This is a genomic window from Neorhizobium sp. P1_A6 (assembly GCF_056406795.1).
Window position 1 is genome coordinate 1 of the sequence record NZ_JBFTZM010000011.1, and the last position, 26,263, is coordinate 26,263.

At 62.5% G+C, this 26,263-nt stretch carries 31 protein-coding genes; 10 read left to right on the forward strand and 21 right to left on the reverse strand.

Annotation, left to right across the window (positions count from 1 at the left end):
• The first annotated feature begins 206 nt into the window (after positions 1-206).
• Positions 207-866, forward strand: coding sequence for a glutathione S-transferase family protein (locus AC1D3C_RS20965; protein ID WP_477484193.1), 660 nt, complete (start codon positions 207-209; stop codon positions 864-866).
• Between the two features lie 25 nt (positions 867-891).
• On the opposite strand, the gene AC1D3C_RS20970 is transcribed toward AC1D3C_RS20965, so the two are convergent.
• Both AC1D3C_RS20970 and AC1D3C_RS20975 read right to left on the reverse strand, forming a co-directional pair.
• The gene (locus AC1D3C_RS20970; RefSeq protein ID WP_477484194.1) at positions 892-1,227 is read right to left on the reverse strand and encodes a hypothetical protein; all 336 of its coding nucleotides are present in this window, start codon (positions 1,225-1,227) and stop codon (positions 892-894) included.
• A 110-nt stretch (positions 1,228-1,337) separates the two neighbouring features.
• Positions 1,338-2,231 (reverse strand): LysR family transcriptional regulator, encoded by an 894-nt coding sequence (locus AC1D3C_RS20975; RefSeq protein WP_477484195.1) that lies wholly within the window; start codon positions 2,229-2,231, stop codon positions 1,338-1,340.
• A 381-nt stretch (positions 2,232-2,612) separates the two neighbouring features.
• Here AC1D3C_RS20975 and AC1D3C_RS20980 point away from each other — a divergent pair, with 381 nt between their 5' ends.
• The 3 genes from AC1D3C_RS20980 (at position 2,613) to AC1D3C_RS20990 (ending at position 5,803) form a co-directional block, all read left to right on the forward strand.
• Positions 2,613-3,809: an MFS transporter gene (locus tag AC1D3C_RS20980; RefSeq protein ID WP_477484196.1), complete on the forward strand. Its 1,197-nt coding sequence runs from the start codon at positions 2,613-2,615 to the stop codon at positions 3,807-3,809.
• A gap of 24 nt (positions 3,810-3,833) precedes the next feature.
• Positions 3,834-4,871, forward strand: coding sequence for an aldo/keto reductase (locus AC1D3C_RS20985; protein WP_477484197.1), 1,038 nt, complete (start codon positions 3,834-3,836; stop codon positions 4,869-4,871).
• A gap of 104 nt (positions 4,872-4,975) precedes the next feature.
• Positions 4,976-5,803 carry an aldo/keto reductase gene (locus AC1D3C_RS20990; RefSeq protein WP_477484198.1) on the forward strand — a complete coding sequence of 276 codons (828 nt, stop codon included), beginning with the start codon at positions 4,976-4,978 and terminating at the stop codon, positions 5,801-5,803.
• A gap of 120 nt (positions 5,804-5,923) precedes the next feature.
• On the opposite strand, the gene AC1D3C_RS20995 is transcribed toward AC1D3C_RS20990, so the two are convergent.
• From AC1D3C_RS20995 to AC1D3C_RS21005, 3 genes are all read right to left on the reverse strand, one after another.
• Positions 5,924-6,997 carry a magnesium transporter CorA family protein gene (locus AC1D3C_RS20995; protein WP_477484199.1) on the reverse strand — a complete coding sequence of 358 codons (1,074 nt, stop codon included), beginning with the start codon at positions 6,995-6,997 and terminating at the stop codon, positions 5,924-5,926.
• 373 nt (positions 6,998-7,370) lie between these two features.
• Entirely contained in the window at positions 7,371-7,760 is a 390-nt protein-coding gene (locus tag AC1D3C_RS21000; RefSeq protein ID WP_007764435.1) for a hypothetical protein, read from the reverse strand.
• An 89-nt stretch (positions 7,761-7,849) separates the two neighbouring features.
• On the reverse strand, positions 7,850-8,839 hold the full coding sequence (locus tag AC1D3C_RS21005) for a YihY/virulence factor BrkB family protein (RefSeq protein WP_477484200.1): 990 nt from the start codon (positions 8,837-8,839) through the stop codon (positions 7,850-7,852).
• Positions 8,840-8,949: 110 nt separating this feature from the next.
• On the opposite strand from AC1D3C_RS21005, the gene AC1D3C_RS21010 reads away from it, so the two are divergent.
• Entirely contained in the window at positions 8,950-10,521 is a 1,572-nt protein-coding gene (locus tag AC1D3C_RS21010; RefSeq protein WP_477484201.1) for a helicase HerA-like C-terminal domain-containing protein, read from the forward strand.
• Positions 10,522-10,883: 362 nt separating this feature from the next.
• Here the strand turns inward: AC1D3C_RS21010 and AC1D3C_RS21015 are convergent, their stop codons facing one another.
• Complete coding sequence (locus tag AC1D3C_RS21015; RefSeq protein WP_046631329.1) at positions 10,884-11,189, reverse strand: alkylphosphonate utilization protein; 306 nt, start codon at positions 11,187-11,189, stop codon at positions 10,884-10,886.
• Positions 11,176-11,514, reverse strand: coding sequence for a hypothetical protein (locus AC1D3C_RS21020; RefSeq protein WP_477484202.1), 339 nt, complete (start codon positions 11,512-11,514; stop codon positions 11,176-11,178). The genes AC1D3C_RS21015 and AC1D3C_RS21020 overlap by 14 nt, the downstream gene beginning before the upstream one ends.
• A gap of 102 nt (positions 11,515-11,616) precedes the next feature.
• Here AC1D3C_RS21020 and AC1D3C_RS21025 point away from each other — a divergent pair, with 102 nt between their 5' ends.
• A complete protein-coding gene (locus AC1D3C_RS21025; protein WP_477484203.1) occupies positions 11,617-13,137 on the forward strand; it encodes an ABC-F family ATP-binding cassette domain-containing protein in 1,521 nt (506 codons plus the stop codon).
• 78 nt (positions 13,138-13,215) lie between these two features.
• Here the strand turns inward: AC1D3C_RS21025 and AC1D3C_RS21030 are convergent, their stop codons facing one another.
• The gene (locus tag AC1D3C_RS21030) at positions 13,216-13,611 is read right to left on the reverse strand and encodes a winged helix-turn-helix transcriptional regulator (protein ID WP_477484204.1); all 396 of its coding nucleotides are present in this window, start codon (positions 13,609-13,611) and stop codon (positions 13,216-13,218) included.
• 126 nt (positions 13,612-13,737) lie between these two features.
• On the opposite strand from AC1D3C_RS21030, the gene AC1D3C_RS21035 reads away from it, so the two are divergent.
• On the forward strand, positions 13,738-14,496 hold the full coding sequence (locus tag AC1D3C_RS21035) for an SDR family oxidoreductase (protein WP_477484205.1): 759 nt from the start codon (positions 13,738-13,740) through the stop codon (positions 14,494-14,496).
• A gap of 40 nt (positions 14,497-14,536) precedes the next feature.
• On the opposite strand, the gene AC1D3C_RS21040 is transcribed toward AC1D3C_RS21035, so the two are convergent.
• The 6 genes from AC1D3C_RS21040 to AC1D3C_RS21065 all read right to left on the reverse strand — a co-directional run bounded on the left by AC1D3C_RS21040 (position 14,537) and on the right by AC1D3C_RS21065 (position 18,767).
• The gene (locus AC1D3C_RS21040) at positions 14,537-15,067 is read right to left on the reverse strand and encodes a dihydrofolate reductase family protein (protein WP_477484206.1); all 531 of its coding nucleotides are present in this window, start codon (positions 15,065-15,067) and stop codon (positions 14,537-14,539) included.
• A gap of 77 nt (positions 15,068-15,144) precedes the next feature.
• Complete coding sequence (locus tag AC1D3C_RS21045; protein ID WP_477484207.1) at positions 15,145-15,702, reverse strand: dihydrofolate reductase family protein; 558 nt, start codon at positions 15,700-15,702, stop codon at positions 15,145-15,147.
• A gap of 24 nt (positions 15,703-15,726) precedes the next feature.
• Positions 15,727-16,410 (reverse strand): alpha/beta fold hydrolase, encoded by a 684-nt coding sequence (locus AC1D3C_RS21050; RefSeq protein ID WP_477484208.1) that lies wholly within the window; start codon positions 16,408-16,410, stop codon positions 15,727-15,729.
• A 210-nt stretch (positions 16,411-16,620) separates the two neighbouring features.
• Positions 16,621-17,433, reverse strand: a complete 813-nt coding sequence (locus tag AC1D3C_RS21055; protein WP_247137690.1) for a VOC family protein — start codon at positions 17,431-17,433, stop codon at positions 16,621-16,623.
• A 60-nt stretch (positions 17,434-17,493) separates the two neighbouring features.
• Complete coding sequence (locus AC1D3C_RS21060; protein ID WP_038548889.1) at positions 17,494-17,973, reverse strand: DUF1579 domain-containing protein; 480 nt, start codon at positions 17,971-17,973, stop codon at positions 17,494-17,496.
• Between the two features lie 41 nt (positions 17,974-18,014).
• Positions 18,015-18,767, reverse strand: coding sequence for a DUF899 domain-containing protein (locus AC1D3C_RS21065; protein ID WP_247137691.1), 753 nt, complete (start codon positions 18,765-18,767; stop codon positions 18,015-18,017).
• 53 nt (positions 18,768-18,820) lie between these two features.
• On the opposite strand from AC1D3C_RS21065, the gene AC1D3C_RS21070 reads away from it, so the two are divergent.
• Positions 18,821-19,279: a MarR family winged helix-turn-helix transcriptional regulator gene (locus AC1D3C_RS21070; RefSeq protein WP_477484209.1), complete on the forward strand. Its 459-nt coding sequence runs from the start codon at positions 18,821-18,823 to the stop codon at positions 19,277-19,279.
• 51 nt (positions 19,280-19,330) lie between these two features.
• Here AC1D3C_RS21070 and AC1D3C_RS21075 read toward each other — a convergent pair whose 3' ends face one another.
• On the reverse strand, positions 19,331-19,753 hold the full coding sequence (locus AC1D3C_RS21075; RefSeq protein ID WP_038540908.1) for an organic hydroperoxide resistance protein: 423 nt from the start codon (positions 19,751-19,753) through the stop codon (positions 19,331-19,333).
• Between the two features lie 162 nt (positions 19,754-19,915).
• Between AC1D3C_RS21075 and AC1D3C_RS21080 the strand changes: the two genes are divergently transcribed.
• Positions 19,916-20,401 carry a MarR family winged helix-turn-helix transcriptional regulator gene (locus tag AC1D3C_RS21080; RefSeq protein ID WP_477484210.1) on the forward strand — a complete coding sequence of 162 codons (486 nt, stop codon included), beginning with the start codon at positions 19,916-19,918 and terminating at the stop codon, positions 20,399-20,401.
• Positions 20,402-20,457: 56 nt separating this feature from the next.
• Here AC1D3C_RS21080 and AC1D3C_RS21085 read toward each other — a convergent pair whose 3' ends face one another.
• The 5 genes from AC1D3C_RS21085 to AC1D3C_RS21105 form a co-directional block, all read right to left on the reverse strand.
• Complete coding sequence (locus AC1D3C_RS21085) at positions 20,458-20,865, reverse strand: DUF6766 family protein (protein WP_477484211.1); 408 nt, start codon at positions 20,863-20,865, stop codon at positions 20,458-20,460.
• Positions 20,866-20,927: 62 nt separating this feature from the next.
• Positions 20,928-21,812, reverse strand: coding sequence for an aminoglycoside phosphotransferase family protein (locus tag AC1D3C_RS21090; RefSeq protein ID WP_477484212.1), 885 nt, complete (start codon positions 21,810-21,812; stop codon positions 20,928-20,930).
• A 67-nt stretch (positions 21,813-21,879) separates the two neighbouring features.
• Positions 21,880-22,581 (reverse strand): L,D-transpeptidase, encoded by a 702-nt coding sequence (locus AC1D3C_RS21095; protein WP_038540897.1) that lies wholly within the window; start codon positions 22,579-22,581, stop codon positions 21,880-21,882.
• Positions 22,582-22,807: 226 nt separating this feature from the next.
• The gene (locus AC1D3C_RS21100) at positions 22,808-23,632 is read right to left on the reverse strand and encodes a L,D-transpeptidase (protein WP_247137698.1); all 825 of its coding nucleotides are present in this window, start codon (positions 23,630-23,632) and stop codon (positions 22,808-22,810) included.
• Positions 23,633-23,706: 74 nt separating this feature from the next.
• Positions 23,707-24,174, reverse strand: coding sequence for an Rrf2 family transcriptional regulator (locus AC1D3C_RS21105; RefSeq protein ID WP_038540890.1), 468 nt, complete (start codon positions 24,172-24,174; stop codon positions 23,707-23,709).
• A 136-nt stretch (positions 24,175-24,310) separates the two neighbouring features.
• Here AC1D3C_RS21105 and AC1D3C_RS21110 point away from each other — a divergent pair, with 136 nt between their 5' ends.
• Complete coding sequence (locus tag AC1D3C_RS21110) at positions 24,311-25,192, forward strand: NAD(P)/FAD-dependent oxidoreductase (protein WP_477484213.1); 882 nt, start codon at positions 24,311-24,313, stop codon at positions 25,190-25,192.
• A 32-nt stretch (positions 25,193-25,224) separates the two neighbouring features.
• Here AC1D3C_RS21110 and AC1D3C_RS21115 read toward each other — a convergent pair whose 3' ends face one another.
• Positions 25,225-26,178, reverse strand: coding sequence for an alpha/beta hydrolase family protein (locus AC1D3C_RS21115; protein ID WP_477484338.1), 954 nt, complete (start codon positions 26,176-26,178; stop codon positions 25,225-25,227).
• Positions 26,179-26,263 lie beyond the last annotated feature (85 nt).

A 26,263-nucleotide genomic window follows, 5' to 3' on the forward strand; every position in this document is an offset into this window, starting at 1 on the left:
CTACTACTACTATTCCGCGCAGGTCAATATTGGGCGAAGGTCGAGCCGCTTGTGATCTCCCCACCTGTGGGGGAGATGCCCGGCAGGGCAGAGGGGGGCGATCTTGCTCGGCAGGAAATCATGCCAGCATAAACCAGTTGCAAAAAGCAATCAGCTGAGTTATTCCTAAACCAGTTTCAATTCGCAATCGGTTATGGGAGGCCGTCATGCGTCCGGTTCTGTATTCACATCCATTCTCGTCCTACTGCCAGAAGGTGCTGACCGCGCTCTATGAGAACGGTACCGACTTCGACACCCGCATGCTCGGGCCGGAGGATCCTTCGGCTTACCAGGATCTCTGCAGCATGTGGCCGGTGAAGCGTTTTCCGATCCTGATCGACGGGGAGAAACGGGTCTTCGAATCGTCGATCGTCATCGAATATCTCGACCAGCATTATCCCGGCCCGGTAAAACTGATCCCGGACGACGCGGACGCGGCGCTCGATGTGCGGATGATGGACCGCTTCTTCGACAACTACGTCTCCATCCCGCAGCAGAAGGTCGTCTTCAACGCCATCCGCCCGGAAGAGAGCCGCGATCCCTATGGCGTGCAGGAAGCCCGCGACATGCTGGACGCCGCCTATGGCTGGCTCGACCAGCGCATGGCGGACCGGGAATGGGCGGCCGGAGTGGCATTCAGCCTCGCCGACTGCGCCGCGGCGCCCGCCCTCTTCTATGCGGACTGGACGCACCGGATCGGCGAGCAGTTCGCCCATGTGCGGGCCTATCGCAAGCGGCTGCTCGCCCGACCGTCTTTTGCGCGCGCGGTGGACGAGGCCCGGCCTTACCGCTCGTTCTTCCCGCTCGGCGCACCGGATCGGGACTAGGATGGGTCACCGGCAGTAGCGGGCTTCAGAACATGCTGTCATTGGCGATCGGCAGACCGCGCATCGCAGCATAGACTCGCCACACCTCGTGGCGCAGGACTGCACTCGGGCGCACGCCGCCGCTGCCGTAGTTCTTGTATTTGTCGCGATAGGCTTCCATAAAAACCCTCACCGCCTCGATCACGTCGGCATGCAGCTCCGCCCTGCGGCGCAGCTCCTCCCGCTCGGAACGCAGGCTTTCAAAGTTCTGAACAAGCAGCAGCAGGTCCTCCATCGACATGGCGACATGCGAGCGATCGGCCGAAGCGGCAGCCACCTCCGCCCGGATGCGGGCGATGATTTCATTCAGCTGGTCATTCATGGGATTAGATTCTCCTAATCCCGCCGATGTGGGTGGCAAAAATGACCAATACAAGGCGAAACTGTGGCCCGAAAGACACGTTTGCCGATCAGCGTGAACGGAACGGTCTCTTAAAGTCGTGCCGCGATAAAGTCGATGTATGTGCGAATGCGCAGGGCGAGATGCTCGTGGCCGGCATAAACGGCATGGATTTCCTCGATATCTTCGGGATTGAAATCCTCCAGAACCGGCACGAGTCGGCCCGCCTCGATATCCGGTTCCACATGGAAACGCCCGACCCGGCCGATGCCGAGATGATCCAGGCAGAACTGCCGGATGATCGAGCCGCTACTCGCCTTCAGGTTTCCGGAAACCGGCAACAGCTCCCGGCTGCCGGTTTTCGGATCACGAAAAGGCCAGCCTTCGACCGCCCGCCGGAAATTAAAATTGATGCAGTTGTGATGGATGAGCTCGGCCGGCATTTTCGGGACACCGTGACGCTCCAGATAGCCGGGCGAGGCGATCACCACCTGGCGGCTCTCGCCGAGCTTTCGCGCCATCAGCGACGAATTGCGCATCGGCCCATGGCGGATGGCGATGTCGACCCGTTCGCGAATGAGATCGACGATATCGTCGGTCAGGGTGATATCGAGCTGAATATCGGGGAAAAGCTGCTGGAACTCGCAGGTGAGCGGCAGGACATAACGTTCTCCGAAGCCGACCGAAGCGTTGATCGACAGCGGCCCGCGCGGCAGCGTCCGCCCGCCGCCGGAGACCATTTCCTCCGTATCGGCGATCTCGGCCAGGATGCGCTGTGCCCGCGCCAGATAGGTCTCCCCCTCCGGCGTCAACTGCAACATGCGGGTGGACCGGACCACGAGGCGGGTGCCGAGCCGGTCCTCCAGGCGGGTGACGAGTTTACTGACGGCGGACGGGGAGAGCTTTAGCTTGCGACCGGCGGCCGAGAAGCTCTTCAGCTCGGCGGCCAGCGCAAACACTTCCATTTCACCGGCGCGGTTATCCATTTGGGGCTCGCTTTCAGATTTCGATCATTTCGGTTCTGCCGCGGCGCCCCCTCTGGCCTGCCGGCCATCTCCCCCACGGGTGGGGAGATCACAAGTGGCGCGATCGCCGCTTCCAAACAAACCGTCGTCCCCTGGTTGGTCGGCGCCCCGGATGAGACGTCGAGTGTAGAGCGGTGAGCAGGCGCCCAGCCAATCTCCCCACCCGAGGGGGAGATGGCCGGCAGGCCAGAGGGGGGCGGTCTTGCTCCACCATCAATGTCACCTGTGACTTCAATTCACAAATGATTATCCGCTTATGCGGCTACACAGGCAAGTCCGACGCGACGATATTGCGGTTCATCAAACTCAATTCCTTCCTCCCAAGGACAAGGATCCAAGCCAATGCCTCTCGCTCTCTACGCGCTGACGGCCGGTGCCTTCGGCATCGGCGTCACCGAATTCGTCATCATGGGTCTGCTGATCGACGTCAGCAAAGATCTCGGCGTGTCGATCTCGGCCGCCGGCCTCTTGATCTCCGGTTACGCGCTCGGCGTCGTCGTCGGTGCGCCCATCCTCGGCATGCTGACAGGCAAATGGTCGCGCAAGACCCTGCTGATGAGTCTGATGGTGGTGTTCACCGTCGGCAACCTCGCCTGTGCGCTGGCGCCCGACTACTGGACGCTGATGGCCGCCCGGGTGCTGACCGCGTTCGCGCATGCCTCGTTCTTCGGCGTCGGCTCGGTGGTCGCCACCAGCCTGGTTGCCCCGAACAAGAAGGCTTCGGCCATCGCCATCATGTTCACCGGCCTGACGGTCGCCAATATTCTCGGCGTCCCCTTCGGTACGTGGCTCGGCCAAGCCTATGGCTGGCGCTCGACCTTCTTTGCCGTCACCCTGATCGGTCTCGTGGCGCTCGCCGTGATCGCGCTGTTCGTCCCGAAGGACAAGGCTGCGGACAACCACGAAGAGAGCGCGCAGGGTGCGCTTGCCGTTCTCGGCCGCCGCTCGGTCCTGCTCGGGCTGCTGATCACCGTGCTGAGTTGGGTCGGCGTGTTTGCAGGCTTCACCTATATCGCCCCGATCCTCACCCAGATCACCGGCTTTTCGGAAGCCGCCGTTTCGCCGATCCTGCTCGTCTTCGGCGGCGGCCTGGTGATCGGCAATCTGGCCGGCGGCTGGCTTGCCGACCGTCATCTGGTGCCGACCATCGTCGCCAGCCTCGTCGCGCTCTCCGCCGTGCTGCTGGCACTGACCGCGGCGATCCACCAGCCGGTGCTCGCGGTCATCGCCATCGGCCTGTTCGGCGCCGCAGCCTTCGCCACCGTTTCGCCGCTTCAGATCTGGGTGCTGCAGAAGGCCGAAGGTGCCGGCCAGGGACTTGCCTCGTCGTTCAACATCGCCGCCTTCAACCTCGGCAATGCCATCGGCGCCTGGCTCGGCGGCGTGGTTATCGACCATGGCCCGGGTCTCGGCTCGGTCACTCTGATCGCCGGCCTGGTGCCGCTTGCAGCCCTTGCCGTCGCCCTCTTCGCCATCCGGCTGGACAAGCGCGAGACCGCCATCAGCGGCGCGCCCGCCCTCTCCTGCCCGGCCGAATAACCGACACACCAAAGGATCACGACCATGGAATACCGCAATCTCGGACAATCCGGCCTCAGGGTGCCGGTATTAAGCTTCGGTGCCGGCACGTTCGGCGGTTCCGGACCACTGTTCAGCCACTGGGGCACGACCGATGTCGAGGAAGCCCGCCGCCTCGTCGACATCTGCCTCGAGGCCGGCGTCAACCTGTTCGATACGGCCGACGTCTATTCGAACGGTGCTTCGGAAGAGGTGCTCGGCCAGGCGATCAAGGGCCGGCGCGACCAAGTGCTGATCTCCACCAAGGCCAGCCTGCCGACCGGCGACGGGCCGAACGACTGGGGCTCTTCCCGCTCCCGGCTGATCGCTTCCGTGGATGCGGCCCTGAAGCGGCTCGGCACCGACCATATCGACATCTTCCAGCTGCATGCCTTCGATGCCTCGACGCCGGTCGAAGAGGTCGTCTCGACGCTCGACCAGCTCGTGAAGGATGGGAAGCTGCGTTACATCGGCGTCTCGAACTTCTCCGGCTGGCAGATCATGAAATCGCTCGCCGCCGCCGAGAAACATGGCTGGACGCGTTATGTCGTGAACCAGGTCTATTATTCGCTGATCGGCCGCGACTACGAATGGGACCTGATGCCCTTGGGCATGGACCAGGGGCTTGGCGCGCTGGTCTGGAGCCCGCTTGGCTGGGGAAGGCTCACCGGCAGGATCAGCCGCGGCAAGCCGCTTCCGGAAAGCAGCCGCCTGCATGAGACGGCGGATTTCGGCCCGCCTGTCGAAGACGAGCTGCTCTACCGGGTGGTCGATGCGCTGCAGGTGGTGGCGGACGAGACGGGCAAGACGGTGCCGCAGGTGGCGATCAACTGGCTTGTCAGCCGGCCCACCGTTTCCTCCGTCATCATCGGCGCCCGCAACGAGGAGCAGCTTCGCCAGAATCTCGGGGCCGTCGGCTGGTCGTTGACACCGGAGCAGATCGGCAGGCTGGATGCGGCCAGCGCCGTCACCGCCCCCTATCCGCATTTCCCCTATCGGCGCCAGGAGGGTTTTGCCCGCCTCAACCCGCCGCTTGCCGGCTGACGCCTCCTGAAATCAGGGTGGTTGATCCGTCACAGAATCGGTCCATGTAATACGGGCCTCATTTGGCCCGGCCGTTTGCCGGGCTTTCCCTTCAGGAGTTCAATATGTTCACAGTCAGCGCCAATGGCGCCAACATTCCCGCCCTCGGCTTCGGCACGTTCCGCATGCCCGACGAAGACGTCGCCCGCGTGCTGCCGGAGGCCCTGAAGCTCGGCTTCCGCCATGTCGATACCGCACAGATCTACAAGAACGAGGCAGCCGTCGGCGATGTGCTTTCCAAGTCCGGCATCCCGCGCGCCGATATCTTCCTCACCACCAAGGTCTGGGTCGACCGCGTCGGCCATGCCGCCTTCCTCGCCTCGGTCGACGAGAGCCTCGCCAAGCTGAAGACAGATTATGTCGACCTGCTTCTCCTCCACTGGCCGCAGAGCGAAATGCCGCTCGCCGACCGCATGGGTGCGTTGAACGCGCTCAAAAAGGCCGGCAAGGTGAAGAATATCGGCGTCTCCAATTTTTCCGTCGCGCTGATCGCCGAAGCGGTGAAGCTTTCGGATGCACCGCTTGCCACCAACCAGGTGGAATACCATCCCTATCTCGACCAGACGAAGGTTCTGGCCGAAGTCGCCGAGCACGGCATGTCGCTGACCGCCTATTACCTGATGGCGAACGGCGCGGTTCCGGGCGACGCGGTGCTGAAGGATATCGGCGCCAAGCACGGCAAGACAGCCGCCCAGGTGACGCTGCGCTGGGCGATCCAGCAGAAGGACGTGATCGCGCTTTCCAAGACCGCGACCGTTTCCCGTCTGCCAGAAAATTTCGACGTGTTCGATTTCGCGCTGTCGGAGGACGAGATGCAGGCGATCCACGCGCTTGCCAGACCGACCGGCCGCATCGTCAACCCGGGGCACCTGGCCCCGGATTGGGATAATTGAGCGTTCAGCCGCTTGATGCAACTATGCGCCGGGTCATTCCCGGCGCATTTTTATTGCCTAAATCCATTTGACGAGAAGATCGATGGAAGCACCCCGGAAACATCCGGAAGCCTTCCCTGGTCACAGCCAGCCTTTCCGCTTGAAATAGAGATACGGCAGGGCCATCGAGACGATCATCATGGCAATCGCCATATGATAGCCGTAGGTCCATTGCAGTTCCGGCTGGTTGGCGAAGTTCATGCCGTAGATCGAGGCGACCAGGGTCGGCGGCAGGAAGACGACGGAGGCGACCGAGAAGATCTTGATGATCTGGTTCTGTTCGAGATTGATCAGCCCCAGCGTCGCATCCAGCAGGAAATTGATCTTGCCGGACAGGAAGGCGGAGTGATCGCCAAGCGAAGTGGCGTCCCGTTGCAGCAGTTTCAGGCGCTGGCGCAGTTCCTTGGTCAGCTTGCGGTCGACACCGTCGAGCGCCGCATAATAGGCAACCACGCGGGAGACGCTGACGAGGCTTTCGCGCACGACGGTGATGAACTCGCCCTTCTGACCGACCTCGCGGATGAGGTCCTGCAGGTCGCGCGTCTTCTTGTTGGCCTTGGCGGCCTTGGCCGAGAAGACCTCCTGGGAAATCTGGTCGATCTCGGTGCCGAGCCGTTCCAGCGTATCGGCCATGCGGTCGATGATCGCCTCGATCAGCCCCGTCATGATGAGTTCGCCGTAGCTGCAATGCAGGCCGGTTCCGTTCGGCTTGCGGGCGCGCGCCATGAAGGCGTCGAACGGGCGCGGCTCTGCATAACGGACGGTGACCAGGACCTGTCCCTTGACGATGAAGGTAACGGGAACCTTTCGCGGCGTGCCGGCATCGGGCCTGGTCAGCACCGTCATGGTCATGAATTCGGCGCCGTCCTCCTGGTAGAGGCGGGCGGAAAGCTCGATGTCCTCCATCTCGTCCATGGTCGGCACGGTAATGCCGAGACGCTCGCCGACGGCTCGCTCTTCCTCGGACGTCGGGCTGACAAGATCGTACCAGACGATAGCAGGCTTTGCGGGAGCGGGCGTTGCGAGGTCGGACGTTGTAAGATCGGACGTTACGGGTGCCGACACGTCGGATGTCGCCGGCGCTGCGGCAACGGCCGGCACATCGGACGCGACGGAAACAAGGCGATCAAGGTCGTAGGCATGGATGCGCAGCATGACGGCTCCTTTTTCGGACCATCGGTCCCTTCGGAGCGCGCATCCTTATCGAGAAGGACTAGAGCCCCGGAGGAACGGGTCGGTATGATGACGTCGAACTTCGACTGTCGGGGTTCATCTCAATTGTCCTTTGAAAGAAGGACGCCTGGACAGGCGTCGCTCGCGTGGTGAAATGTGCCTTAAACGGCTAAAAGTCAATGGCTTTTCTGTCGCAGCCGCGGGGGTTTCGGATTAACATTTGGTAAGGCCGGCGCCAGCCCGGAGAGACCGGACGATCGGCAGCCAAGTCCATCCACCAGCGCTGTCAACGCCACGAATAGCCCCAGCGGACCGGATGCCGGCGGAAGAGGCCGCCGACGATCCGGAAAAGCGATCAGACGAACTGCGACAGGCCCGGAACCGAAGCGATGACCGTGTCGACGACCTCGTCGCCGGCGTGTTCGCGGGCGACCGCCATGGTTTCCTTGGCAAGGCCGGTGATTTCGCCCATGCCGAGACCCTGGGACATCAGCTGCTGGCCGAGCGCCATGACGCCGCCGCCGAAGCTCGCCATCAGGCCGCCGAGAAGACCGCCGCCGCCGGCACCTTCGCCGTTGAACTTGGCGACGAGTTCGGATGCGCCGGGGATCGCCTCGATCATCTTGGCAACCGCGCCGTCATCGGCCTCGCGCTGCAGGAAACCGAGCATCATGCCGATCGCCTTTTCGGCGACGTCAGGGGCAATGCCGACATTTTCGGCGACGCGGGAAACCAGTTCGTTCATCAATCTCTCCTGAAGGTTTTGACGTTCACGTCAAGGTAATACACACAGTCTTTGCCGAAGCCAACAGGGAGTTGGCGTATCCCAGACCTTCAGCTTTCGCCGGAAGGCTCGCCCACCGTGTCCGCCATGTAGGCACCGCGCGCCCCCATCGGCACCGGCATGCCTGTGGTCGAATCGCGGGCCGTCTGGTGTTCGAGCTCGGCGTTGATCTCGGCGCCGACGACGACGATGATGACCGATATCCATGTCCAGACCATGAAGCCGATCAGCGCGCCGAGCGTGCCGTAGGTGGCGTTGTAATCGGCAATATTCCCCAGATAGAAGGAAACCGCAATCGAGGCGGCGAGCCATGCGATGGTCGAGAATGCCGCACCCCAGGTGAGCCACTTGAGTTTGGCCGGTTCGCGGCTCGGGCCGAAGCGGTAGAGCATCATGATCCCGCCCGCGACGAACAGCATCATCACCGGCCAGCGAGCGATGCGGATGATGATTTCCGTGAAGCGGTCGAGCCAGAGATAACGCAGCACCGCCGGCACGACGCCCATGGCAAACAGGATGACGATCGCCAGCAAAAGCGCGCCGAGCGTGAACAGCAGCGAGATGACGTTGAGGCGGACGATGCTGCGCTTTTCCTCCTCCGCATAGGCGACGTTCATCGCCTCGAACAGCGCCTTCATGCCGTTATTGGCGCTCCACAGCGCCAGCGCCAGGCCACCTATCAGGGCGATCGACAGCGTCGTGTTGCGCTCCGACGTCAGCGCCCGCAACTGCTCGAGAAAGATGTTCAGGCCGTCCGCCGGCATGACCGAACTCAGGAACGCGATGCGGTCGACGATCGCCGAGGGATCCGCGACGAAACCATAAAGGGATACGAGCGCGCTTGCGGCCGGAAACAGCGCCAGCAGCAGATAATAGGTGACGCCGGCGGCGATCAGCGTGATGCGATCCTGGGTGACGCTGGCATAAACGCGCCAGAAGACATCCTTCAGGCCCGTGGAGGGAATCTCCTCCGGGGAATCGGCCTCGCGCCCCCTGTCGGTTTCCGATGTTGCCGCCGTTTCGCCGGTCGTCATGCCCATCCAGCCTTCCCTCGCAAGCGGGCGCGGGCCGATCTCGTTGCCGTTGCCCGGCGCCTCCGCACATCCTATAAGCAGTTGGCAGAGAACGCGGTCAGGGAGCGCATAGTTGCATGGACGATACGGGAAAGCTCTTCATCGGCGGCAGCCGCAAGCCGGACGATTCGCTCAACAAGGCTGAATATCTGGAACTGAAGTTCGGCAACCGCCACGGCCTCGTGACCGGCGCCACCGGCACCGGCAAGACGGTGACCCTGCAGGTGCTTGCCGAAGGTTTTTCAAAGGCCGGCGTGCCCGTCTTCGCCGCCGATATCAAGGGCGACTTGTCCGGCATCGCCTTGAAGGGCGAGGCCAAGGACTTTCTCCTGAAGCGCGCCGAGCAGATCGGTTTCCAGGATTACGAGTTCGAACAGTTCCCGGTGATCTTCTGGGATCTGTTCGGCGAAAAGGGCCATCGGGTACGCACCACCATCGCCGAGATGGGGCCGCTCCTGCTGTCGCGCCTGATGGATGCGTCCGAGCCGCAGGAAGGCGTCATCAACATCGCCTTCAAGATCGCCGACAAGGCGAACCTGCCGCTGCTCGACCTCAAGGATTTCGCCTCGCTGCTGAATTACATGGCCGAGAATGCCAGCGAGCTATCGAGCCAGTTCGGGCTGATCTCGAAAACCTCGGTCGCATCGATCCAGCGCGGGCTGCTGGTGCTGGAACAGCAGGGTGCCGAGCACTTCTTCGGCGAACCGGCGCTGAAGATTTCAGACATCATGCGCACCAACCCGAACACCGGCTACGGGCAGATTTCGGTGCTTGCCGCCGACAAGCTGATGATGAACCCGAGGCTTTACGCGACCTTCCTTCTGTGGCTGCTCTCCGAACTGTTCGAGGAACTGCCGGAAGTGGGCGATCCGGAACAGCCGAAGCTGGTGTTCTTCTTCGACGAGGCGCATCTGCTCTTCAACGACGCGCCAAAGGTGCTGACCGAGCGCGTCGAACAGGTCGTGCGCCTGATCCGCTCCAAGGGCGTCGGCGTCTATTTCGTCACCCAGAACCCGCTCGACGTGCCGGAAACCGTGCTCGCCCAGCTCGGCAACCGGGTGCAGCACGCGCTGCGCGCCTATACGCCGCGCGAACAGAAGGCGGTGAAGACGGCGGCCGATACGTTCCGCCCCAACCCCGATTTCGACTGCGCCACGGCGATCACCAATCTCGGCACCGGCGAGGCGCTGGTCTCGACGCTCGAAGGCAAGGGTGCGCCTTCGATCGTGGAACGCACGCTGGTGCGTCCGCCATCCGGCCGCATCGGCCCGCTTTCCGACCAGGAACGGCAGGCGGTGATGGACAAGAGCCCGGTGCTCGGCCTCTATGACGAGGACCTAGATCGCGAATCCGCCTTCGAAATCCTCGCCGCCCGCGCCAAGCAGGCCGCCGATACCGCTGCGGCCAGGAAGGCGCAGGACGAGCTGCAGGCCGCCCCGCCCGCCGGTTCCGGCGAGACGACCGGCTGGACCCTGCCGGGCTTCGGCGGCAAGGACGACGACAACGACCAGAACCGCGCCCAGCCGCGCCGCTCCGGCTATCAGCGCGAAACGATCATCGAAGCAGCGATGAAGAGCGTGACCCGGACGGTTGCGACCCAGGTCGGCCGGGCGATCGTGCGCGGGATCTTGGGGAGCTTGAAGCGGTAGGGGAGCGTTTGGGCTAATTCGCGGGGAGGCTTGTCGGATTTCGGTTGCTAGTTGGCTGTCGCGCCCGTGATACCCCCCTCTGCCCTGCCGGGCATCTCCCCCTCAAGGGGGGAGATCGGATGGGGCTTGCACCGTGCCCCAATCAAGGTCGAGAGCGGGAGCCGACACACTGTCGCCCTAGGCTGATGCGCTCGGGCCGAAGCTAATACGCCTTGGTCCGGGCTGATGCGCTGTCGCCCAAGAGAGAATTCGGAGCCCGCCTCTGGCCGATCTCCCCCCTTGAGGGGGAGATGCCCGGCAGGGCAGAGGGGGGTGCCCCGGAGCGCAACGAAGCCTACCGCGGCCGGCATCGACCTCAATCATCACCGCTTGCGCACGAACTCCGTCCGCAACACCAGGCCCTTGATCGCCTCATGCCGGCAGTCGATTTCTTCGGGGTTGTCGGTCAGCTTGATCGACTTGATGACCGTGCCCTGTTTCAGGGTCTGGCCTGCACCCTTGACCTTGAGGTCTTTGATCAGGGTGACGGAATCGCCGTCCTTGAGGACGGTTCCGGAGGCGTCGCGAACCTCGGCGGCACCCGCGCCTGCGGCCGCAGCCAGTTCGGAGGCCGGGCGCCAGTCGCCGGTCGCTTCGTCATAGACGTATTCGTCGTCATCGCCAGCCATCGGCGTCTCTCCTGAAAATCAACAAATTCGCCAATCGGCGATGGCCGCTTATAACAGCCGAACCGTCCTGAGCAAGCTCCGCGGCGATATGCCGGCCGAGCGTCGTCCGGTTGCATTCGCCCATATGCGATGATATTTGGCCATTGTGCCATTCAAGAGAAAGGAGGGTCACGTGCACAATTTCTATTTCCGGTACTACCGGACGCGTGGTCCCGTCGACGCCCTGCAAATGCGTTTGCAGGGCTGACCAGAGGCCGTTTCTCTTAAAATACACCTTCCTGGTCTGCCCTTCGTGGCCCGCAGCGCCGAGCGCCCGCTCGTGCATAGCTGCGATTTCCGAACACGCTGCAAACTGTGCATGACATCGATGATGGCCGCGAGTTGCCCGCGATGTCCTGTGTCTGCAAGCCAAGACCAGAGAACGACAATGAGCCTCATCAACCTCCGCAACCTCGGAATCACCCTGTCCAGCCCGCTGTTTTCCGGGCTCAACCTCAGCGTCAATGCCGGCGATCGGATCGGCATCGTCGCGGCCAACGGGCGCGGCAAGTCCACGCTCTTGAAATGCATCGCCGGCACGCTCGATGCGAGCGAAGGCGAGATCACCAGAAGCCGCGGGCTGACGATCGGCATGGTGGAGCAGAACGTGCCCCCCGCGCTGATGCAGGCGAGTTTTCGCGAAGCCGTGCTCCAGGCGCTGCCGGCCGATCAGATCGACAGCGAAAGCTGGCGTGCCGACGTAGCGCTCGAAGGGATGGAGGTGCCGGAGGGATTGCGCGAACGGCCTCTTTCCGCGCTAAGCGGCGGCTGGCAAAGGCTGGCGCTGATCGCGCGGGCCTGGGTGACCGAACCGGACGCGCTGCTGCTCGACGAGCCGACCAACCATCTCGATCTTGCCAAGATCGCGCTTCTGGAAGACTGGCTGAACGCGCTCCCCCGTGACATGCCGGTGATCCTGTCGAGCCACGACCGCGCCTTCCTCGACACTGTGACCAACCGCACGCTTTTCCTGCGACCGGAGAACTCTCAAGCCTTCTCCCTGCCCTATTCCCGGGCGCGGGCAGCGCTCGACGAGGCGGATGCGGCGGATGCCAAGCGCTACGAGCGCGATATGAAAACGGCCGATCAGCTGCGCCGGCAGGCGGCGAAGCTGAAGAATATCGGCATCAATTCGGGCAGCGACCTGCTGGTCGTCAAGACAAAACAGCTCAAGGAACGGGCCGAGAAGCTGGAGGACGCGGCAAGGCCGGCGCATCTGGAACGCTCCGCCGGCGCCATCCGCCTCGCCAATCGGGGTACCCATGCCAAGGTGCTGGTGACGCTGGAGGATGCGGCGGTGACGACGCCGGACGGCACGGTTCTGTTCAAAACCGGCAAGCAGTTCATCTGCCAGGGTGACCGGATCGTGCTGCTCGGCCGCAACGGCACCGGCAAGACGCGGCTGGTGACGATGCTGCGCCGGGCGATCGCCGAACCTTCCGCGACGATCTCCGGCATCAAGGCGACGCCGACGCTGATCCTCGGTTACGGCGACCAGTCGCTCGCCGATCTCGACGACCGGCAGACGCCGCACGAAACGATCATCCACCGGTTCGACATCGGCGACCAGAAGGCCCGCTCGCTGCTCGCCGGCATAGGCATCACCGTGGAGATGCAGGCGCGGCCGGTGGCAGAGCTTTCGGGCGGGCAGAAGGCACGGCTCGGCCTTTTGGCGCTGAGGCTGCGCGAGCCGAATTTCTACCTGCTCGACGAACCGACCAACCATCTCGACATCGATGGGCAGGAGGCGCTGGAAAGCGAGCTGATGGCGCATCAGGCAAGCGGCCTGCTGGTCTCGCACGACCGCAGCTTCGTGCGGGTGGTTGGCACGCGGTTCTGGGTGATCGACAAAAAGAAGCTGATCGAGGTCGAGGGGCCGGAGGAGTTTTTCGCGGCGAGCCGTGGGTGACGTGATGGACATTGCTCGGGAAGCGGTGGTGGCAGCCGGATAAGGACAGACCTTCCTCCCCTCCATAAGGAGAAAAACTCAGGCTTGCCCGTTCCGCTCCTCGAAGGCTTTTCGCGCGGCTGCGATATCGGCGTGGCGCGCCGCTGCCCATTCCCAGACGCTGCAGAAGGCGGCGCTGAGGCTTCGGCCGAGTTCCGTGAGGCTGTATTCGACCTTCGGCGGGATGACCGGGTAGACCTTGCGCGACACGAAACCGTCGCGTTCCATCTGCCGCAGCGTCTGGGTCAGCATCTTCTGGCTGATGCCGCCGGTCAGCTTGCCGATCTGGGTGAAGCGCAGCGTGCCGTGTTCTTCCAGGACCTCGAGGATCAGCATGGTCCATTTGTCGGCTACCTGGCCGATGATGCCGCGCACCAGTTCTTCCAGTACCGGATCGATCTCGTCGGGGATTTCACGACCTGAGGGGGACCGCATCGACGGGCGAATTCCTTGATCCACAGTCACTCTCCTTTTGGTGCGTATAAATCTTTTGGGTGCCTTCTTCCGAGAAGAGATTGATAGCCGTATTTTCCGGCCACGCAACACGGAAAGGCGAAGACCATGAAAATGAACGGCAATACGATCCTCATCACCGGCGGCAATTCGGGCATCGGCCGGGCTCTCGCCGAGGCGTTTCATGCGCTCGGCAACCAGGTGATCATCACCGGGCGGCGCCGGGAAACGCTCGACGCGGTGACCGCCGCCAATCCCGGCATGAAAGGCATGGTGCTCGATCTTTCCGATGCCGAAGCAATCAGGTCATTCTCGGCCGAGCTCGCGGCGGCCTATCCGTCGCTGAACGCCGTCATCAACAATGCCGGCATCATGGTGCCGGAGCATATCGGCGCGGGCTCGGACTATCTCTCGACCGCCGAGCAGACGATCACCGCCAACCTGCTCGGCCCGATCCGGCTGATCGCGGCGCTGCTGCCGCAGTTGAGCGCCCAGAAAGATGCCGCGATCCTGACCGTATCCTCGGGCCTTGCCTTCGTGCCGATGGCGCTGACGCCCACCTATTCCGCCACCAAGGCCGCGATCCATTCCTATTCGATGGCGATCCGCGAGCAGCTCAAGGGCGCGGGGCCGCAGGTGATCGAGATCGTGCCACCCTATGTGCAGACATCGCTGATGAGTGAGCGCCAGTCGAGCGACCCGAACGCCATGCCGCTTGCCGATTTCATCTCGGAGGTCATGGGCATCCTGGCGGGGCAGCCGGACGTCAAGGAAGTCGTCGTCGAACGCTGCAAGCCGCTGCGTTATGCCGTCGAGAACGGCAATTTCGACGCGATGTTCAACGGCATCAATTCGATGAGCCACTGATACCGACGCGGCGACGCAATCCGTCTGGCGAGACGCGCGATCAGGCGGGCACGTATGTCAGCCTGATCACGTCCTCGCCGACGCGATCGGTGGAAACAAGGCGGAGCGGCGGCCGCGGGCCGGCAAAGAACGGCTTGCCGCGGCCAAGCACGACGGGGTGGAGGTAGAGCCGATACTCGTCGATAAGGCCAAGGTCGGTCAGGCTTCCTGCCAGGTCCGGTCCGGATACCGAGATCTCCCCGACGAGCCGAGCCTTCAGGCCACGGACCATCGCCTCGACATCATCATCGACAAGCGTGGCGTTGGGGCCGACCGACTTCAACGAGCGCGATACGACCCATTTCGGCAGGCGCTGCCAGGCTGCGGCGAACTCGCGGTGTTCCGCGCTCCACTCGGGACGGTCTTCGTCCCAATACCGCATGGTCTCGTACATGCGGCGACCATAAACACTGCCCGCCAGATCGCGCACATGCTCTATCCAGTGACGAAAGAGTTCGGGGCCGGTCGCCATTTCCTGGTGGTCGACATAGCCGTCCAGGGACTGGTTCATTCCAAAAACGAGTTTCGCCATGCTGCAAAATCTCCCCCAGGGTATTCGAATAGCTTGAGGCGACATCCGCTCCGGTACCAGGCCCCAGATTCTATCCGTCAGCTGCCATTCAGAACGTCGTAGCGGATAAAGACGGTGCCGTTGGTGAAGGGCACCTCTTCAGTGCGCGCGAGTTTCACCTTGTTCCGGGTCTGGAACATCGGCGTACCGTCGCCGACCGCGACGGGGACGTAATAGATGCCGATTTCGTCGACCAGGCCGGCATCCAGATAGTCGGCGGCAAGCGTCGGGCCGGAGACGAAAATATTCCCCCCGGTTTGCGCCTTCAGGTCGCGCATCGCGCCGACATCGAGAGAGGTCACCAGTTTCRTGCGCGGCGTCTTCGGCTCGCTCAAGGTCTTCGAGACGACGACCTTGTCGGTCTGCCGCCAGATTTCCGCATATTCCGCCTCGAACGGCGTATCGCCCCGATAGGTCTGCCAGAACGCCATGGTCTCGTACATGCGCCGACCGTAGACGGCGAGGCCGCAGCGACGCCCCTCCTCGTTGGCATGGCCATGCACCTCGGCGTCGATATGTCCCCAGTCGAAATCGCCCCGGGCGTCGTTGATATAGCCGTCGAGCGAGATCATCATCTCGAACACCAGTTTTGCCATCGGCCGCTCCTTAACCGTTCCTCATCAGGCCGCCTCGATCAGCAGCGCGGTCAGTTCGTCCGGCATGTCGATCGGGATATCGTGGCCGCAGGCAAGCTCATGCACGGTCCAGCCGGGAGCGCCGCGATATTTCTCCGACATCCGGCCAAACGGCCCGTCCCAGCCGGTCGCGACGATGAAGGTCTTTTTCGGGACACGCTGATAGGCGCCGGTGACTTTCAACTTCTGCCGCAGGGTGCCGGAAGGCTGGGGCGTCGCCTTCGGTGCGGCCCACAGCTCGTCCTCTTCGCGCATATGGCCGCCGGGGCCTTCCGGCACCGGGATCATCGGCGCGGAATAATCTCCCTCCGGATCGTAGTCGGTGAAGCTCATGCCGTCCTCGGGGATGAAGGCCTCGACATAGACGATCGAGCGGATCCGCTCGGGCATGCGCTCGACAACGCCGGTGGCGACGATGCCGCCATAGGAATGGCCGACGAGGACGATATCCGTCAGGTCCTTGTAGATCGCCTCATTGACCAGGTCGTCGATATGGGTGTCGAGGTTGACGGAAGGGCTCGCCAGGTGCTTGCGCTCGCAAAGCCCGGTCAGCGTCGGCGCGTAGGCGCGGTGGCCCCTGGCATGCAGGCGGGTCAGCACCCGCTCCCACGACCAGCCGCCGGTCCAGGCGCCGTGGGCGATCAGGAATGTCAGTTTGGAACCGGACATTACTTTCCCCTTGAACCAGTTGCGATCTGCAATTGGCTCCAGCCTACCAAACCAGTTCCATTTTGCAATCAGTTTTTCGAAGCAAAAAAGGGGAAGGCCCTCACCCTTTGGCGACATGCCGGCGTCTTTTTCAACGCCTCCACATGCACTTCAGAATGAGGGCCAACACCTGCCAAAACAGCCAACACCTGCCAAAACAGACTATGCCGCTTACTTCTTCGCGGAAGTCAGCGCGAAGAAAGCGCCCTGCGGATCGAGCGCCTGAACGATCCAGGAGCCGCCGGGAACTTCCATCGGGCCGTGGACGACCTTGCCGCCGCCTGCCGTCAACCGGGCGATTGCGGCATCGATCGAGTCGACAATGAAATAGTAGCACCAGCAGGCCATCGGCACTTCCGCCGGCTTGGTCATCATGCCGCCGATCTGCCGGCCGTTATGGGAGAAGATGTGGTAGGTACCCATCGGGCCCATGTCGAAATCGTGGTCGAGCGTCCAGCCGAACATCTTGCCGTAGAAGTCCATGGCTTCCTTGCCGTTGCCGGCATAAAGTTCCCGCCAGCCGACATTGCCGACGGCATCGGGCGCCAGTGCCTGCGGCGGGTTCTCCGGCGGGATCGGCGTCATGATGCAGATGACCGCACCATGCGGATCGGCGACGACCGCGAAACGGCCGATGCCCGGAATATCCTCCGGCTCACGCTGGACGCGGCCGCCATTGGCGACATAGTCCTTGGCCATCTGATCGACGTCGTCGACTGCGACATAACCGGTCCAGTTCGGCGGGATCTTGCCTTCGAGTTCCGGCGGAAAGTTCATCATGCCGCCGACGCCCGGCCGATTGTCGCCCTCTCCCATTTCGAACAGGAAATAGGCGGGCATGTCGGGCATCGACATTTCCTTGACCTTCCAGCCGACCACCGACGAATAGAATTTTCCGCCGGCATCGGTATCGGGCGTCATCAGCTCGACCCAGATGAATTTGCCATGGGTCTCGGATCGAGACCCGGTAACGGTCTGCAACATGGTCGTCTCCTCTATGAATGACTGCGTCGACCGACGCGTTGAATTGGACACACGCAAGGCTCAGCGCTTGCGGGCGTAGTTCGCCTCCATGAACTGCTTCCAGGAGCCGTCCGGCTGTTTTGCGCTGGAATTGAAGACGCGATGATCGTCATCGGTGAAGATGATCTGCTCGCGGTAGTCGCCGGTCTTGCCGGGATTGGCGAAATCCGGGCCGGTCGTATAGAGATTGAGCGTCGATCCGTCGTCCGACACCTCCCCCTCGTAGACCCAGAGATGGTTCATCATCGTGCCGAGCCAGGTTCCGACATATTTGCCCTTGGCCGGATCATAGCCGAGGGTGAGGATGGTGGTGGCGGGGCCACCGCCACCCGGCATCTCGCCGCTGCCTTCGGCGACGAACCAGATGCCGTTCAGCGACCGGCAGACCTCGACCCATTTTTCGTCATGGCCCATGCTGGTGGACGTCACCTCCCAGAGGCCGACCATCCTTTCCAGAAAGCCGTGTTCGACCTGCGGCTTGGGCATTTCCATCGTGCTCATCTTTTCCTCCTCCTCTTTTCGAAGCGCCAGAATGAACCCGTTCAATGGCAGCAGGATGAAGCCGTCTCCTGTGGCTTCTCATCGTATTCGTCATGGCGCTTGACGAAATTCATCGTCGAATCCTCGTTGCGGCCAAGTGGTGCCCGGTCGAGGATCATCAGCGTGCCGATCAGCTCTTCGCCGCCGCGGGCATAGCTGGAATAGGTATGAAAGATCTCGCCCGCCTCGTTTCTGTAGAAGGCGGAAAGACCCGGCAGCTCGTCATGCGCCTCTGACGGCGGGACCTCGCGGAAGTTATAATACACCTTCTCCTTGGCGAGGTCTTCCTTGGTAAAGGAGACGTGATAATCGAAGTTGAAATCGCTGCCGAAGGACGAGACCCAGGGGAATTTCCAGCCCATGCGCTTCTTGTAGGCCTCGATCTTGTCGAGCGGCGCGCGGGCCACCGCGACATAGGTGACGTCGTGGTTGTTGAGATGCGGCAGAGCGCCATCGATATGGTCCGAGAGAAATGAACAGCCGAGGCAGCCGGCATCCCAGTCCGGGCCGAGCATGAAATGGTAGACGAGCAGCTGGCTGCGGCCGTCGAACAGTTCGGCGAGCGACTTTTTGCCCTTCGGAGTGTCGAACACGTAGTCCTTGTCGACCTTTACCCAGGGCATCGCCTGACGCTCGGCGCGCACCTTGTCGCGCAGATGGGTCTCTTCTTTTTCCAGAGCCAGCAGCTTGCGCCGGGCTTCGAGCCACTCCTCGCGGCTGACGACAGGGTTTTTCGGGGACATGGTGACATCCATGACAGGCTCCTCCTATGCTTGACAGAATAAGTTGATATCAACATACTCTTCCGATGCTGTCAAACATTCAGACCATCGAAGTGATTCCCTTTTCGACAACGCTGCTGGTCCGCGACACGTGCCTGTGCCTGCATGTGCAGCGGGCGGCGCGGGCGCTTGCCCGGCGTTTCGACAATGCAATGAAGCCGATCGGGCTTACCAACGGGCAATTCTCGCTGATGATGTCGCTGAACCGGCCGCAGCCGGCGCCGATGAGCCAGGTCGCCAGCTTGCTCGCGATGGACCGCACAACGCTGACGGCGGCACTGAAAGTGCTGGAACGGCGCGGCCTGGTGGAAACCACCGTCGATCCGAAGGACCGGCGCGGCCGGCTGCTGCGCCTCACAGATGACGGCATGACCATGCTGTCGGCCGCCCTGCCGATCTGGAAGCGAGTGCATGCCGAGATCGACGCTGAGCTTGGCGAAGGCGGACCGGCAGAACTGCGGGCGACGCTGGGCGGGATCAAATAGAAAAAGCCGGCGCAAGCGGCCGGCTTTCCATTTCGGAAATTTTCAGAACGATCAGGCGACCGAGACCGGCACTTCGGTCGAAGTGCGCATCGCGTGGCTATAGGGGCAGACGATATGGGCCTTGGCGACGAGGTCTTCGGCCTGGGCCTTGTCCATGCCCGGGATGTCGACCAGGAGGGATACTTCGATGCCGAACCCCTTGCCGTCGTCGCGGGGGCCGATGCCGACGGTCGCCGTCACCTTGGCGTCATCCGGGATCTTGACCTTTTCCTTGCCGGCAACGTTCTTCAGCGCGCCGAGGAAGCAGGCGGAATAACCGGTTGCGAAAAGCTGTTCCGGATTGGTGCCGCGGGCGCCGTCGCCGCCGAGTTCCTTCGGAACGGTCAGCGTGACGTCGAGAACGCCGTCTTCGGAGGCGCCATGGCCGGCGCGGCCGCCGGTGGCAGAAGCCTTGGTGGTGTAGAGAATAGGCATGGGTCTAACTCCCTTGGTCTTTGATGATGGTTCAAGGTTAAAAAATTGTCCGCAATTCAATTGCGCACAATCTAATTACGCGCATTGCATTTCGCCGTCAAGCCTGCGAAAATGCGCTTGCCGAAAAAGATAGAGCACAGGCACGTGAAGACAGGACCGGCCATGCAGAAAAAAGCGCGCAACGCGGATAATTTCGAGATCGAGCTCGATGCGCAGCTGTGTTTTGCGATCTACGGCGCGGCGCATGCCTTCACGCGCACCTACAAGCCGCTGCTCGAGCCGCTCGGCCTCACCTATCCGCAATACCTGGTGATGATCGCGCTGTGGGAGGAGGACGACCAGCCGGTAAAGGCGATTGGCGACCGGCTCGGACTGGATTCTGGCACGCTCTCCCCTCTCCTCAAGCGGCTCGAACAATCCGGCCTCGTCGCCCGCAAGCGTGACCGCGACGACGAGCGGCAGGTGAAGATTTTGCTGACGAAAAAGGGCAGAGAACTGAAAACCCAGGCGGCCGGGGTCACCGCAGCAATCGGCAAAGCCACCGGCTGCAGCTTCGAGGAAGCCATGGCACTGCGCGACGAACTGGTTGCGCTCAAGGAAAGGCTGACGAAAGCGGGAAGCGAAAAAGAGGCGCTGCCCTCTGTCTGACAGTCTCCATCGCCGGTCGAGACCGGTCAACGCGAGGGTGGCAGAACTTGCGCCGCTCACGTCTTGTGGGCTTCCGGTTCGTCCGTATGGCGGCCCGAATAACGCTCGTCCAATTCCCGGATCACGCTTTCGCCGTCGGCGGGATCCACTCTGCGCAGGATGACGTCGATCTTCGCCTCCAGCCGATCGGAGCCTTCCTTCGATTGCGGCGAGCCCAGAAACAGGAAGAAGGCAAGCCCGCCGACCTGCCAGAGCAGCTGCAGGAATTCCGACTGCCAGTTTTCGAACGTATCCCTCAGCATTTCCACCAGATAGGGAGAAAATTCCACCGGCTGCCCGTGCTCGGCCTGTTCCTGGACAAAGGCGAACCAGCCGAACAGCCAATGCCCGACAAGACTGAAAACAAAAAATGCCAAGGTGATCCAGGCGTAGCTATAGGCTCGCCATAGTGAATTCTGCTGCACGACTTCCTCCAGAACATTTCACGCAATTCAACGGAAAAGTTCCAGCCTAGTTCCCGTAGAGATCAGGTCTGGCCGAGGTGATCCGCAACGATCCTGTCGATCCAGCGGCGATGCTCATCCTTGACCAGCGGATTTGTGCCGGGTTCGCCGGCAACCGTGATCAGCGCTTTCCATAGGCACCAGCCGCGCGCCCTTTCCCAGGTCTCGGCGTCGAGCCTTACTCGATTGCGGAAGGCGCGGGCTGCCGGTTCATCGAACAGGGTCCAGGCGATGACGAGGTCGCAGGCCGGGTCGCCGGTGCCGGAACTGCCGAAATCGATCACAGCGGCAAGCCGTCCGTCGCGGACAAGCAGGTTGCCTTCGGCGACGTCGCCATGCACCCAAACCGGCCTGTTCTTCCAGGTCGAGGCGAGCGCCCGTTCCCAGATTTCGGTGATCAGCGGCACATCGATCTGGTCGGCAAGGACTCTGATCGAGCGGCGCGTCTCGTCGTCATAGACTTCCAATGCGCCGCCGCGGAAAAAGTTATGCGTGCCGGCAGGCGGGCCGTCGGACGGGTCGACTTTCCAGAGAGCCAGCAGGAAATCGGCCAGATCCTCGGCAAAAACGGTCAGGTCGGCGATCGTCCTGAGACTGGACCGGTCGCCCACAATCCAGGCGTAGACTGACCAGGGCCAGGGATAACCTTCGCCCGGCTTTCCTAGCCCGAGGGGGACTGGAATGGGAAGCGGCAATCGGGGGCCAAGCGTCGGCAGGATGCGATGTTCCTTCTCCACCTGCGCGACATAACGTTCGGCCCCAGGCAGGCGCACCAGCATGTTGTCGCCGAGATGGAAGGTGCGATTGCACCATCCGCCGATCGCGACCGGGTGCACGGACAAATCCGCCCAATCGGGGAATTGGGCGGCTATCAGGTTTTTCACGAGAGCGATGTCGATCTCGACCATGCGCAAATCCCTTTCGGCGCAAATCTAGGTTGCGCCGGGGATGATTAGCAAGCGTCTGTGACAGAGATTACTGCCACACCACGATACGCGCCTTTTCCGGCACGCGGTCGTAGAGGTCGATGATATCCTGGTTCATCAGCCGCACGCAGCCCGACGAGACGGCCTTGCCGATCGAGTTCCATTCCGGCGAGCCGTGCAGGCGGTAGAGCGTGTCCTGGCCGTTCTTGAAGATGTAGAGCGCGCGGGCACCGAGCGGGTTCAGAAGGCCGGGCGGCATGCCGCCGTTCTTGGCCGAATATTTGGTGAGTTCCGGCTGGCGGGCGACCATTTCGTCCGGCGGCGTCCATTTCGGCCATCTCTGCCGCCACTGGATGACGCCCTCGCCCTGCCAGGCGAACCCTTCGCGGCCGATGCCGACGCCGTAACGCATCGCGGTGCCGCCCGGCTCGATGAGGTAGAGGAAACGCGAGGCGGTATCGACGACGACGGTGCCTGGACGCTCACCGGTCGGATCGACGACCTGCTGGCGGTAATAGCGTGGGTTGATCTGCCGATAGGGTATCGCCGGAATGACGAAACCGCCGTCGACCATGGAACCGTACATCACATCCAGTTCCGACGACGGACCTTCAATAGGCTCCGGTCGGAAGGCAACCGTGGTCGCCAGCGGACGCGGCACCGATGAGGCGCAGCCGGCAAGCGTGGAGGCCGCGCCCGCACCGAGGAGAGACAAAAAACTCCGGCGGGAAAACGAAGGGGTCAGGATCATCTGAGGCAGGACCGTCCGATAGGAAACGCAGGGAACAGCAAAATCGCTCTTTAACGGCAGGGCGGCAGAAAAGTTCCGACTCGCTCCTTCCGCAGGGAAGATAGGTCTGCGGTCGTTAATCAACTATTCACGAGACCTACACGGCGGTTCAAACCCATGAGATGAATCAAACGAAAAAGAGCGGCACCGCCGCCCTTTCCGTCTATTGCCAAGCCAGTTGCTGCGCTCAGAGGACCACGATCGGGGTGCCGGAGGGCACGCGGTCGAAGAGGTCGATGACATCCTGGTTGAACATGCGCACGCAGCCGGACGAGGTCTGTTTGCCGACGGACTGCCAATCCGGCGTGCCGTGCACCCGGTAGAGCGTGTCCTGGCCATCCTTGAAGATGTAGAGCGCGCGGGCGCCGAGCGGATTGTTGAGCCCGGGATTGGCACCGCCTTCGGCGGCCGAAAATTTGCGCAGATCCGGCTGGCGGGCGACCATCTCGTCCGGCGGCGTCCAGCGCGGCCATTCCGCCTTGCGCTGGATCACGCCGCGGCCCTGCCAGGCAAAACCGGCCTTGCCGAGGCCGACGCCGTAACGGATCGCCTTGCCGCCCGGCTGCACGAGATAGAGGAAGCGCTCCCTGGTATCGACGACGATCGTGCCCGGCGCCTCGCTGGTTCGGTAGTCGACGTCCTGGCGCAGATAACGGGCATCGATGCGCGAATAAGGGATTGCCGGAAGCGTGTGGCCGTCATCGCGGATCACGCCATACATCGCCCGGTGGACCGGGTTGGAAATCGGCAACCCGTAGGTCTGATGGAAAGTCGACGGATAGAGCTGGCGCTTGTGCGGGATCGCACCCGGCATCGGAGGCGGCTGGTTCGACGGCGGATCCGCATAGGGTGCGACGTTGAAGACCGGCGACGTCTCCTGGACGAAGACGTCGGGGTTCATGCGGCTGGTATCGGTGACCAAGGGAATCTGGCAGCCGCTGACCGCAGCGGTCGCAGCGAGCGTGACGGAAAGCCCAAGGGTTCGGCGGAAAGATCGAAAGGAGAATGGCATGGGAACCCGCTTCCAGCAGATGACGTCTGGGCCGACCATCGCAGATGCGGCTGGCGCGAGGCTGGTGGAACCGTTTACGCGTGCCAACCCGTCCCGGCATCGGCCGCCAATGCCGGATGGCGTGCCATGCGGGCATCGAAGTCGCGGGCGATATCTGCCAGCGTCACCTTGCCGAAGCGGCTCAGAAGCAGCTTTTCGGCTTCCTCGAAAGCTTCGGAAAGGGCTGCATTGACGGCCTGTTCCACCAGGCATGCCGGCTGGTCGCAGGCGGGGCCGACCGCAAAGACCGCGGGCTCGCCGACCGCTTCGTAGATGTCGAGCAATGTCATTTCCGACAAGGGGCGACCCAGTCTCCAGCCGCCGCCATGGCCCTTTTCCGAGCGCACATAGCCCTTTTCCCGAAGCCCGGCCATGGTGCGGCGGACCACGACCGGATTGGTGTTGAGCATCGCGGCAATGGTTTCCGACGTGGCCGCGCCTTCGTGCCGGTCCATGTGGATCAACACGTGCAGCATGCGCGAGAGGCGGCTGTCATGTCTCATCGTGGCGTTCCTTGCGCGTTATCGGCCATCCATTCCTAACACGGGCAATCATTCGCAACAACATAAGTTACGAATCTATTGACCGCGCGCATTCATGTAACTTATGTTGTTTCGAGACTCATGAGGAGGATTTCGCATGGATTATGAAGCGATCGTCATCGGTGGCAGCTATGCCGGCCTCTCCGCCGCCCTGCAGCTCGCCCGCGCCCGCCGCCGCATTCTGGTGATCGACGACGGCCATCGCAGGAACCGTTTTGCCGAGACTTCTCACGGGTTCCTCACCCGCGATGGGGAAAGGCCCGAGATCATTGCTGGTGAAGCCCGTTCGCAACTGATGGCCTATCCGACCGTCGATTGGCTCGACGCGCGGGCCGACGATGCCCGGAAAAGCGATGACGGCTTCTCGGTGACAGCAGACGGCAAAGAGCTTGCGGCGAAACGGCTGGTGCTCGCCATGGGCGTCAAGGATCATCTGCCTGAAGTCCCCGGCCTGCTCGACCGGTGGGGCAAAAGCGTCTTTCATTGCCCCTATTGCCACGGCTACGAACTGAACCGCGGGCAGATAGGCGTGATCGCCGTCTCCAGGCTGTCGATGCATCACGCGCTGATGCTGCCCGATTGGGGGCCGACGACCTTGCTGCTCAACGATGCGTTCCGACCTGACACGGAACAGGCTGGCCAGCTGGCGGCGCGCGGCGTCACCATCGAAGAAATGCCGATCTCGTCGATCGGCGGCCATGCCGAAATCCTGCTGCAGGATGGCCGGGCCTTGAGTTTCGCCGGACTTTTCGTCCTGTCGCAAACGGAATTGGCAAGCCCGATTGCCGAACAGCTCGGGTGCGCCCTGGAAGACGGCCCGGTGGGCAAATTCATCCGCACCGACATGACCCAGCAGACCAGCGTTCCCGGTGTTTTCGCGTGCGGCGATGCAGCCCGCGCTGCGGGCTCGGTGGCAATTTCAGTCGGCGACGGCGCCATGGCAGGCGCGGGAACGCACCGGTCGCTGATGTTCGGGTAATTCTGACGATGCACAATGAGGTCGGCTAAGCCCTACCCTATCACCTGGTTGAAGAAGCGGATGCTCTCGGCGACCGCGCCCGGCACGACGCCGTTATGGTTGCCGGGCAAGAGCTTTGCCTCGATGGAAACGCCTGTCGATTTTGCCCGATCCATCAGCAGCTGGTGGTCGGCATCGAAGGGGCGTTCCTCGGTGCCGCGCAGCAGCAGCGTCGGGCATTTGAGGCTGTGGCCGAAACAGACCGAGGAGCGCATGACGAATTCCTGCTGGTCGTTTTCGTCGAAACGGACTTCGCGCTCGAAGCGGCCGAAATAACGCCAGGAATTGACACCCGCCGAGATCGGCGCCGAGGCGCGGAATTTTCGGGTCATCGAGGCGAGCAGCGCAAGGGTGCCGCCATTCGAATGGCCGGCGAGGAAAAAGCGGCTCTTGTCGATCCCCGGCAGTTCCTCCAGGTAGCTTGCGGCAGCGAGCGCATCCGATGTCTCGTCGTAGAAGCCCGAATAATTGCCGGCCTGGCCGTTTTCGCCGCGGAACGAGGGCAGCATGACGACGTAACCGGCTTCCCAATAGGCCTTCATCAGTTCCCAATGGCCGTCACCGGTGGCGTTGCCGCCGTGCAGGAAAAGAACCGCGGGCTTCAGCTTCGCGGAAGGCTCATAGGGCGAGATCCAGGCGATCAGTTCGATCGAACCGTCCGGGCCGCCGCGATACATCACCCTCCTGGCGCCTGCGGGCGTGCCGAGCGGGGCAGACTGTTCGGGAGAAGGCCCCTTCCTCAAGAGATTGGTATGGAACCGCCTGCGGGCTTCGCCATAGTCTTCCCTCTCAAGCGGAGGAACGTCCGGAATGGGGAATTCCGCGCGCGCCGCGGCCGGCAACATGGCAGCGGCCGAAACGCCGGCGGCGGCCGCCAAAAGTGTCCGGCGTGTGACGCCGTCGCGTATCGAGTGGGAATTCGGGGCAATGATGCGGTCTGATGCCATGTCTTTTGATGCCATGTCTGCGGAATCCATTTCTTCCGTTGCGCGCGAATCTGATTTCAGCACTCGCCAAAGGCGCTGTCCATTC

Excerpts from the sequence above, each read along its gene's own strand:
- AC1D3C_RS20965 (WP_477484193.1), top strand. The coding sequence starts at position 207 with ATGCGTCCGGTTCTGTATTCACATCCATTCTCGTCCTACTGCCAGAAG.
- AC1D3C_RS20970 (WP_477484194.1), bottom strand. The coding sequence starts at position 1,227 with ATGAATGACCAGCTGAATGAAATCATCGCCCGCATCCGGGCGGAGGTG.
- AC1D3C_RS20975 (WP_477484195.1), bottom strand. The coding sequence starts at position 2,231 with ATGGATAACCGCGCCGGTGAAATGGAAGTGTTTGCGCTGGCCGCCGAG.
- AC1D3C_RS20980 (WP_477484196.1), top strand. The coding sequence starts at position 2,613 with ATGCCTCTCGCTCTCTACGCGCTGACGGCCGGTGCCTTCGGCATCGGC.
- AC1D3C_RS20985 (WP_477484197.1), top strand. The coding sequence starts at position 3,834 with ATGGAATACCGCAATCTCGGACAATCCGGCCTCAGGGTGCCGGTATTA.
- AC1D3C_RS20990 (WP_477484198.1), top strand. The coding sequence starts at position 4,976 with ATGTTCACAGTCAGCGCCAATGGCGCCAACATTCCCGCCCTCGGCTTC.
- AC1D3C_RS20995 (WP_477484199.1), bottom strand. The coding sequence starts at position 6,997 with ATGCTGCGCATCCATGCCTACGACCTTGATCGCCTTGTTTCCGTCGCG.
- AC1D3C_RS21000 (WP_007764435.1), bottom strand. The coding sequence starts at position 7,760 with ATGAACGAACTGGTTTCCCGCGTCGCCGAAAATGTCGGCATTGCCCCT.
- AC1D3C_RS21005 (WP_477484200.1), bottom strand. The coding sequence starts at position 8,839 with ATGGGCATGACGACCGGCGAAACGGCGGCAACATCGGAAACCGACAGG.
- AC1D3C_RS21010 (WP_477484201.1), top strand. The coding sequence starts at position 8,950 with ATGGACGATACGGGAAAGCTCTTCATCGGCGGCAGCCGCAAGCCGGAC.
- AC1D3C_RS21015 (WP_046631329.1), bottom strand. The coding sequence starts at position 11,189 with ATGGCTGGCGATGACGACGAATACGTCTATGACGAAGCGACCGGCGAC.
- AC1D3C_RS21020 (WP_477484202.1), bottom strand. The coding sequence starts at position 11,514 with ATGCACGAGCGGGCGCTCGGCGCTGCGGGCCACGAAGGGCAGACCAGG.
- AC1D3C_RS21025 (WP_477484203.1), top strand. The coding sequence starts at position 11,617 with ATGAGCCTCATCAACCTCCGCAACCTCGGAATCACCCTGTCCAGCCCG.
- AC1D3C_RS21030 (WP_477484204.1), bottom strand. The coding sequence starts at position 13,611 with ATGCGGTCCCCCTCAGGTCGTGAAATCCCCGACGAGATCGATCCGGTA.
- AC1D3C_RS21035 (WP_477484205.1), top strand. The coding sequence starts at position 13,738 with ATGAAAATGAACGGCAATACGATCCTCATCACCGGCGGCAATTCGGGC.
- AC1D3C_RS21040 (WP_477484206.1), bottom strand. The coding sequence starts at position 15,067 with ATGGCGAAACTCGTTTTTGGAATGAACCAGTCCCTGGACGGCTATGTC.
- AC1D3C_RS21050 (WP_477484208.1), bottom strand. The coding sequence starts at position 16,410 with ATGTCCGGTTCCAAACTGACATTCCTGATCGCCCACGGCGCCTGGACC.
- AC1D3C_RS21055 (WP_247137690.1), bottom strand. The coding sequence starts at position 17,433 with ATGTTGCAGACCGTTACCGGGTCTCGATCCGAGACCCATGGCAAATTC.
- AC1D3C_RS21060 (WP_038548889.1), bottom strand. The coding sequence starts at position 17,973 with ATGAGCACGATGGAAATGCCCAAGCCGCAGGTCGAACACGGCTTTCTG.
- AC1D3C_RS21065 (WP_247137691.1), bottom strand. The coding sequence starts at position 18,767 with ATGGATGTCACCATGTCCCCGAAAAACCCTGTCGTCAGCCGCGAGGAG.
- AC1D3C_RS21070 (WP_477484209.1), top strand. The coding sequence starts at position 18,821 with ATGCTGTCAAACATTCAGACCATCGAAGTGATTCCCTTTTCGACAACG.
- AC1D3C_RS21075 (WP_038540908.1), bottom strand. The coding sequence starts at position 19,753 with ATGCCTATTCTCTACACCACCAAGGCTTCTGCCACCGGCGGCCGCGCC.
- AC1D3C_RS21080 (WP_477484210.1), top strand. The coding sequence starts at position 19,916 with ATGCAGAAAAAAGCGCGCAACGCGGATAATTTCGAGATCGAGCTCGAT.
- AC1D3C_RS21090 (WP_477484212.1), bottom strand. The coding sequence starts at position 21,812 with ATGGTCGAGATCGACATCGCTCTCGTGAAAAACCTGATAGCCGCCCAA.
- AC1D3C_RS21095 (WP_038540897.1), bottom strand. The coding sequence starts at position 22,581 with ATGATCCTGACCCCTTCGTTTTCCCGCCGGAGTTTTTTGTCTCTCCTC.
- AC1D3C_RS21100 (WP_247137698.1), bottom strand. The coding sequence starts at position 23,632 with ATGCCATTCTCCTTTCGATCTTTCCGCCGAACCCTTGGGCTTTCCGTC.
- AC1D3C_RS21105 (WP_038540890.1), bottom strand. The coding sequence starts at position 24,174 with ATGAGACATGACAGCCGCCTCTCGCGCATGCTGCACGTGTTGATCCAC.
- AC1D3C_RS21110 (WP_477484213.1), top strand. The coding sequence starts at position 24,311 with ATGGATTATGAAGCGATCGTCATCGGTGGCAGCTATGCCGGCCTCTCC.
- AC1D3C_RS21115 (WP_477484338.1), bottom strand. The coding sequence starts at position 26,178 with ATGGCATCAGACCGCATCATTGCCCCGAATTCCCACTCGATACGCGAC.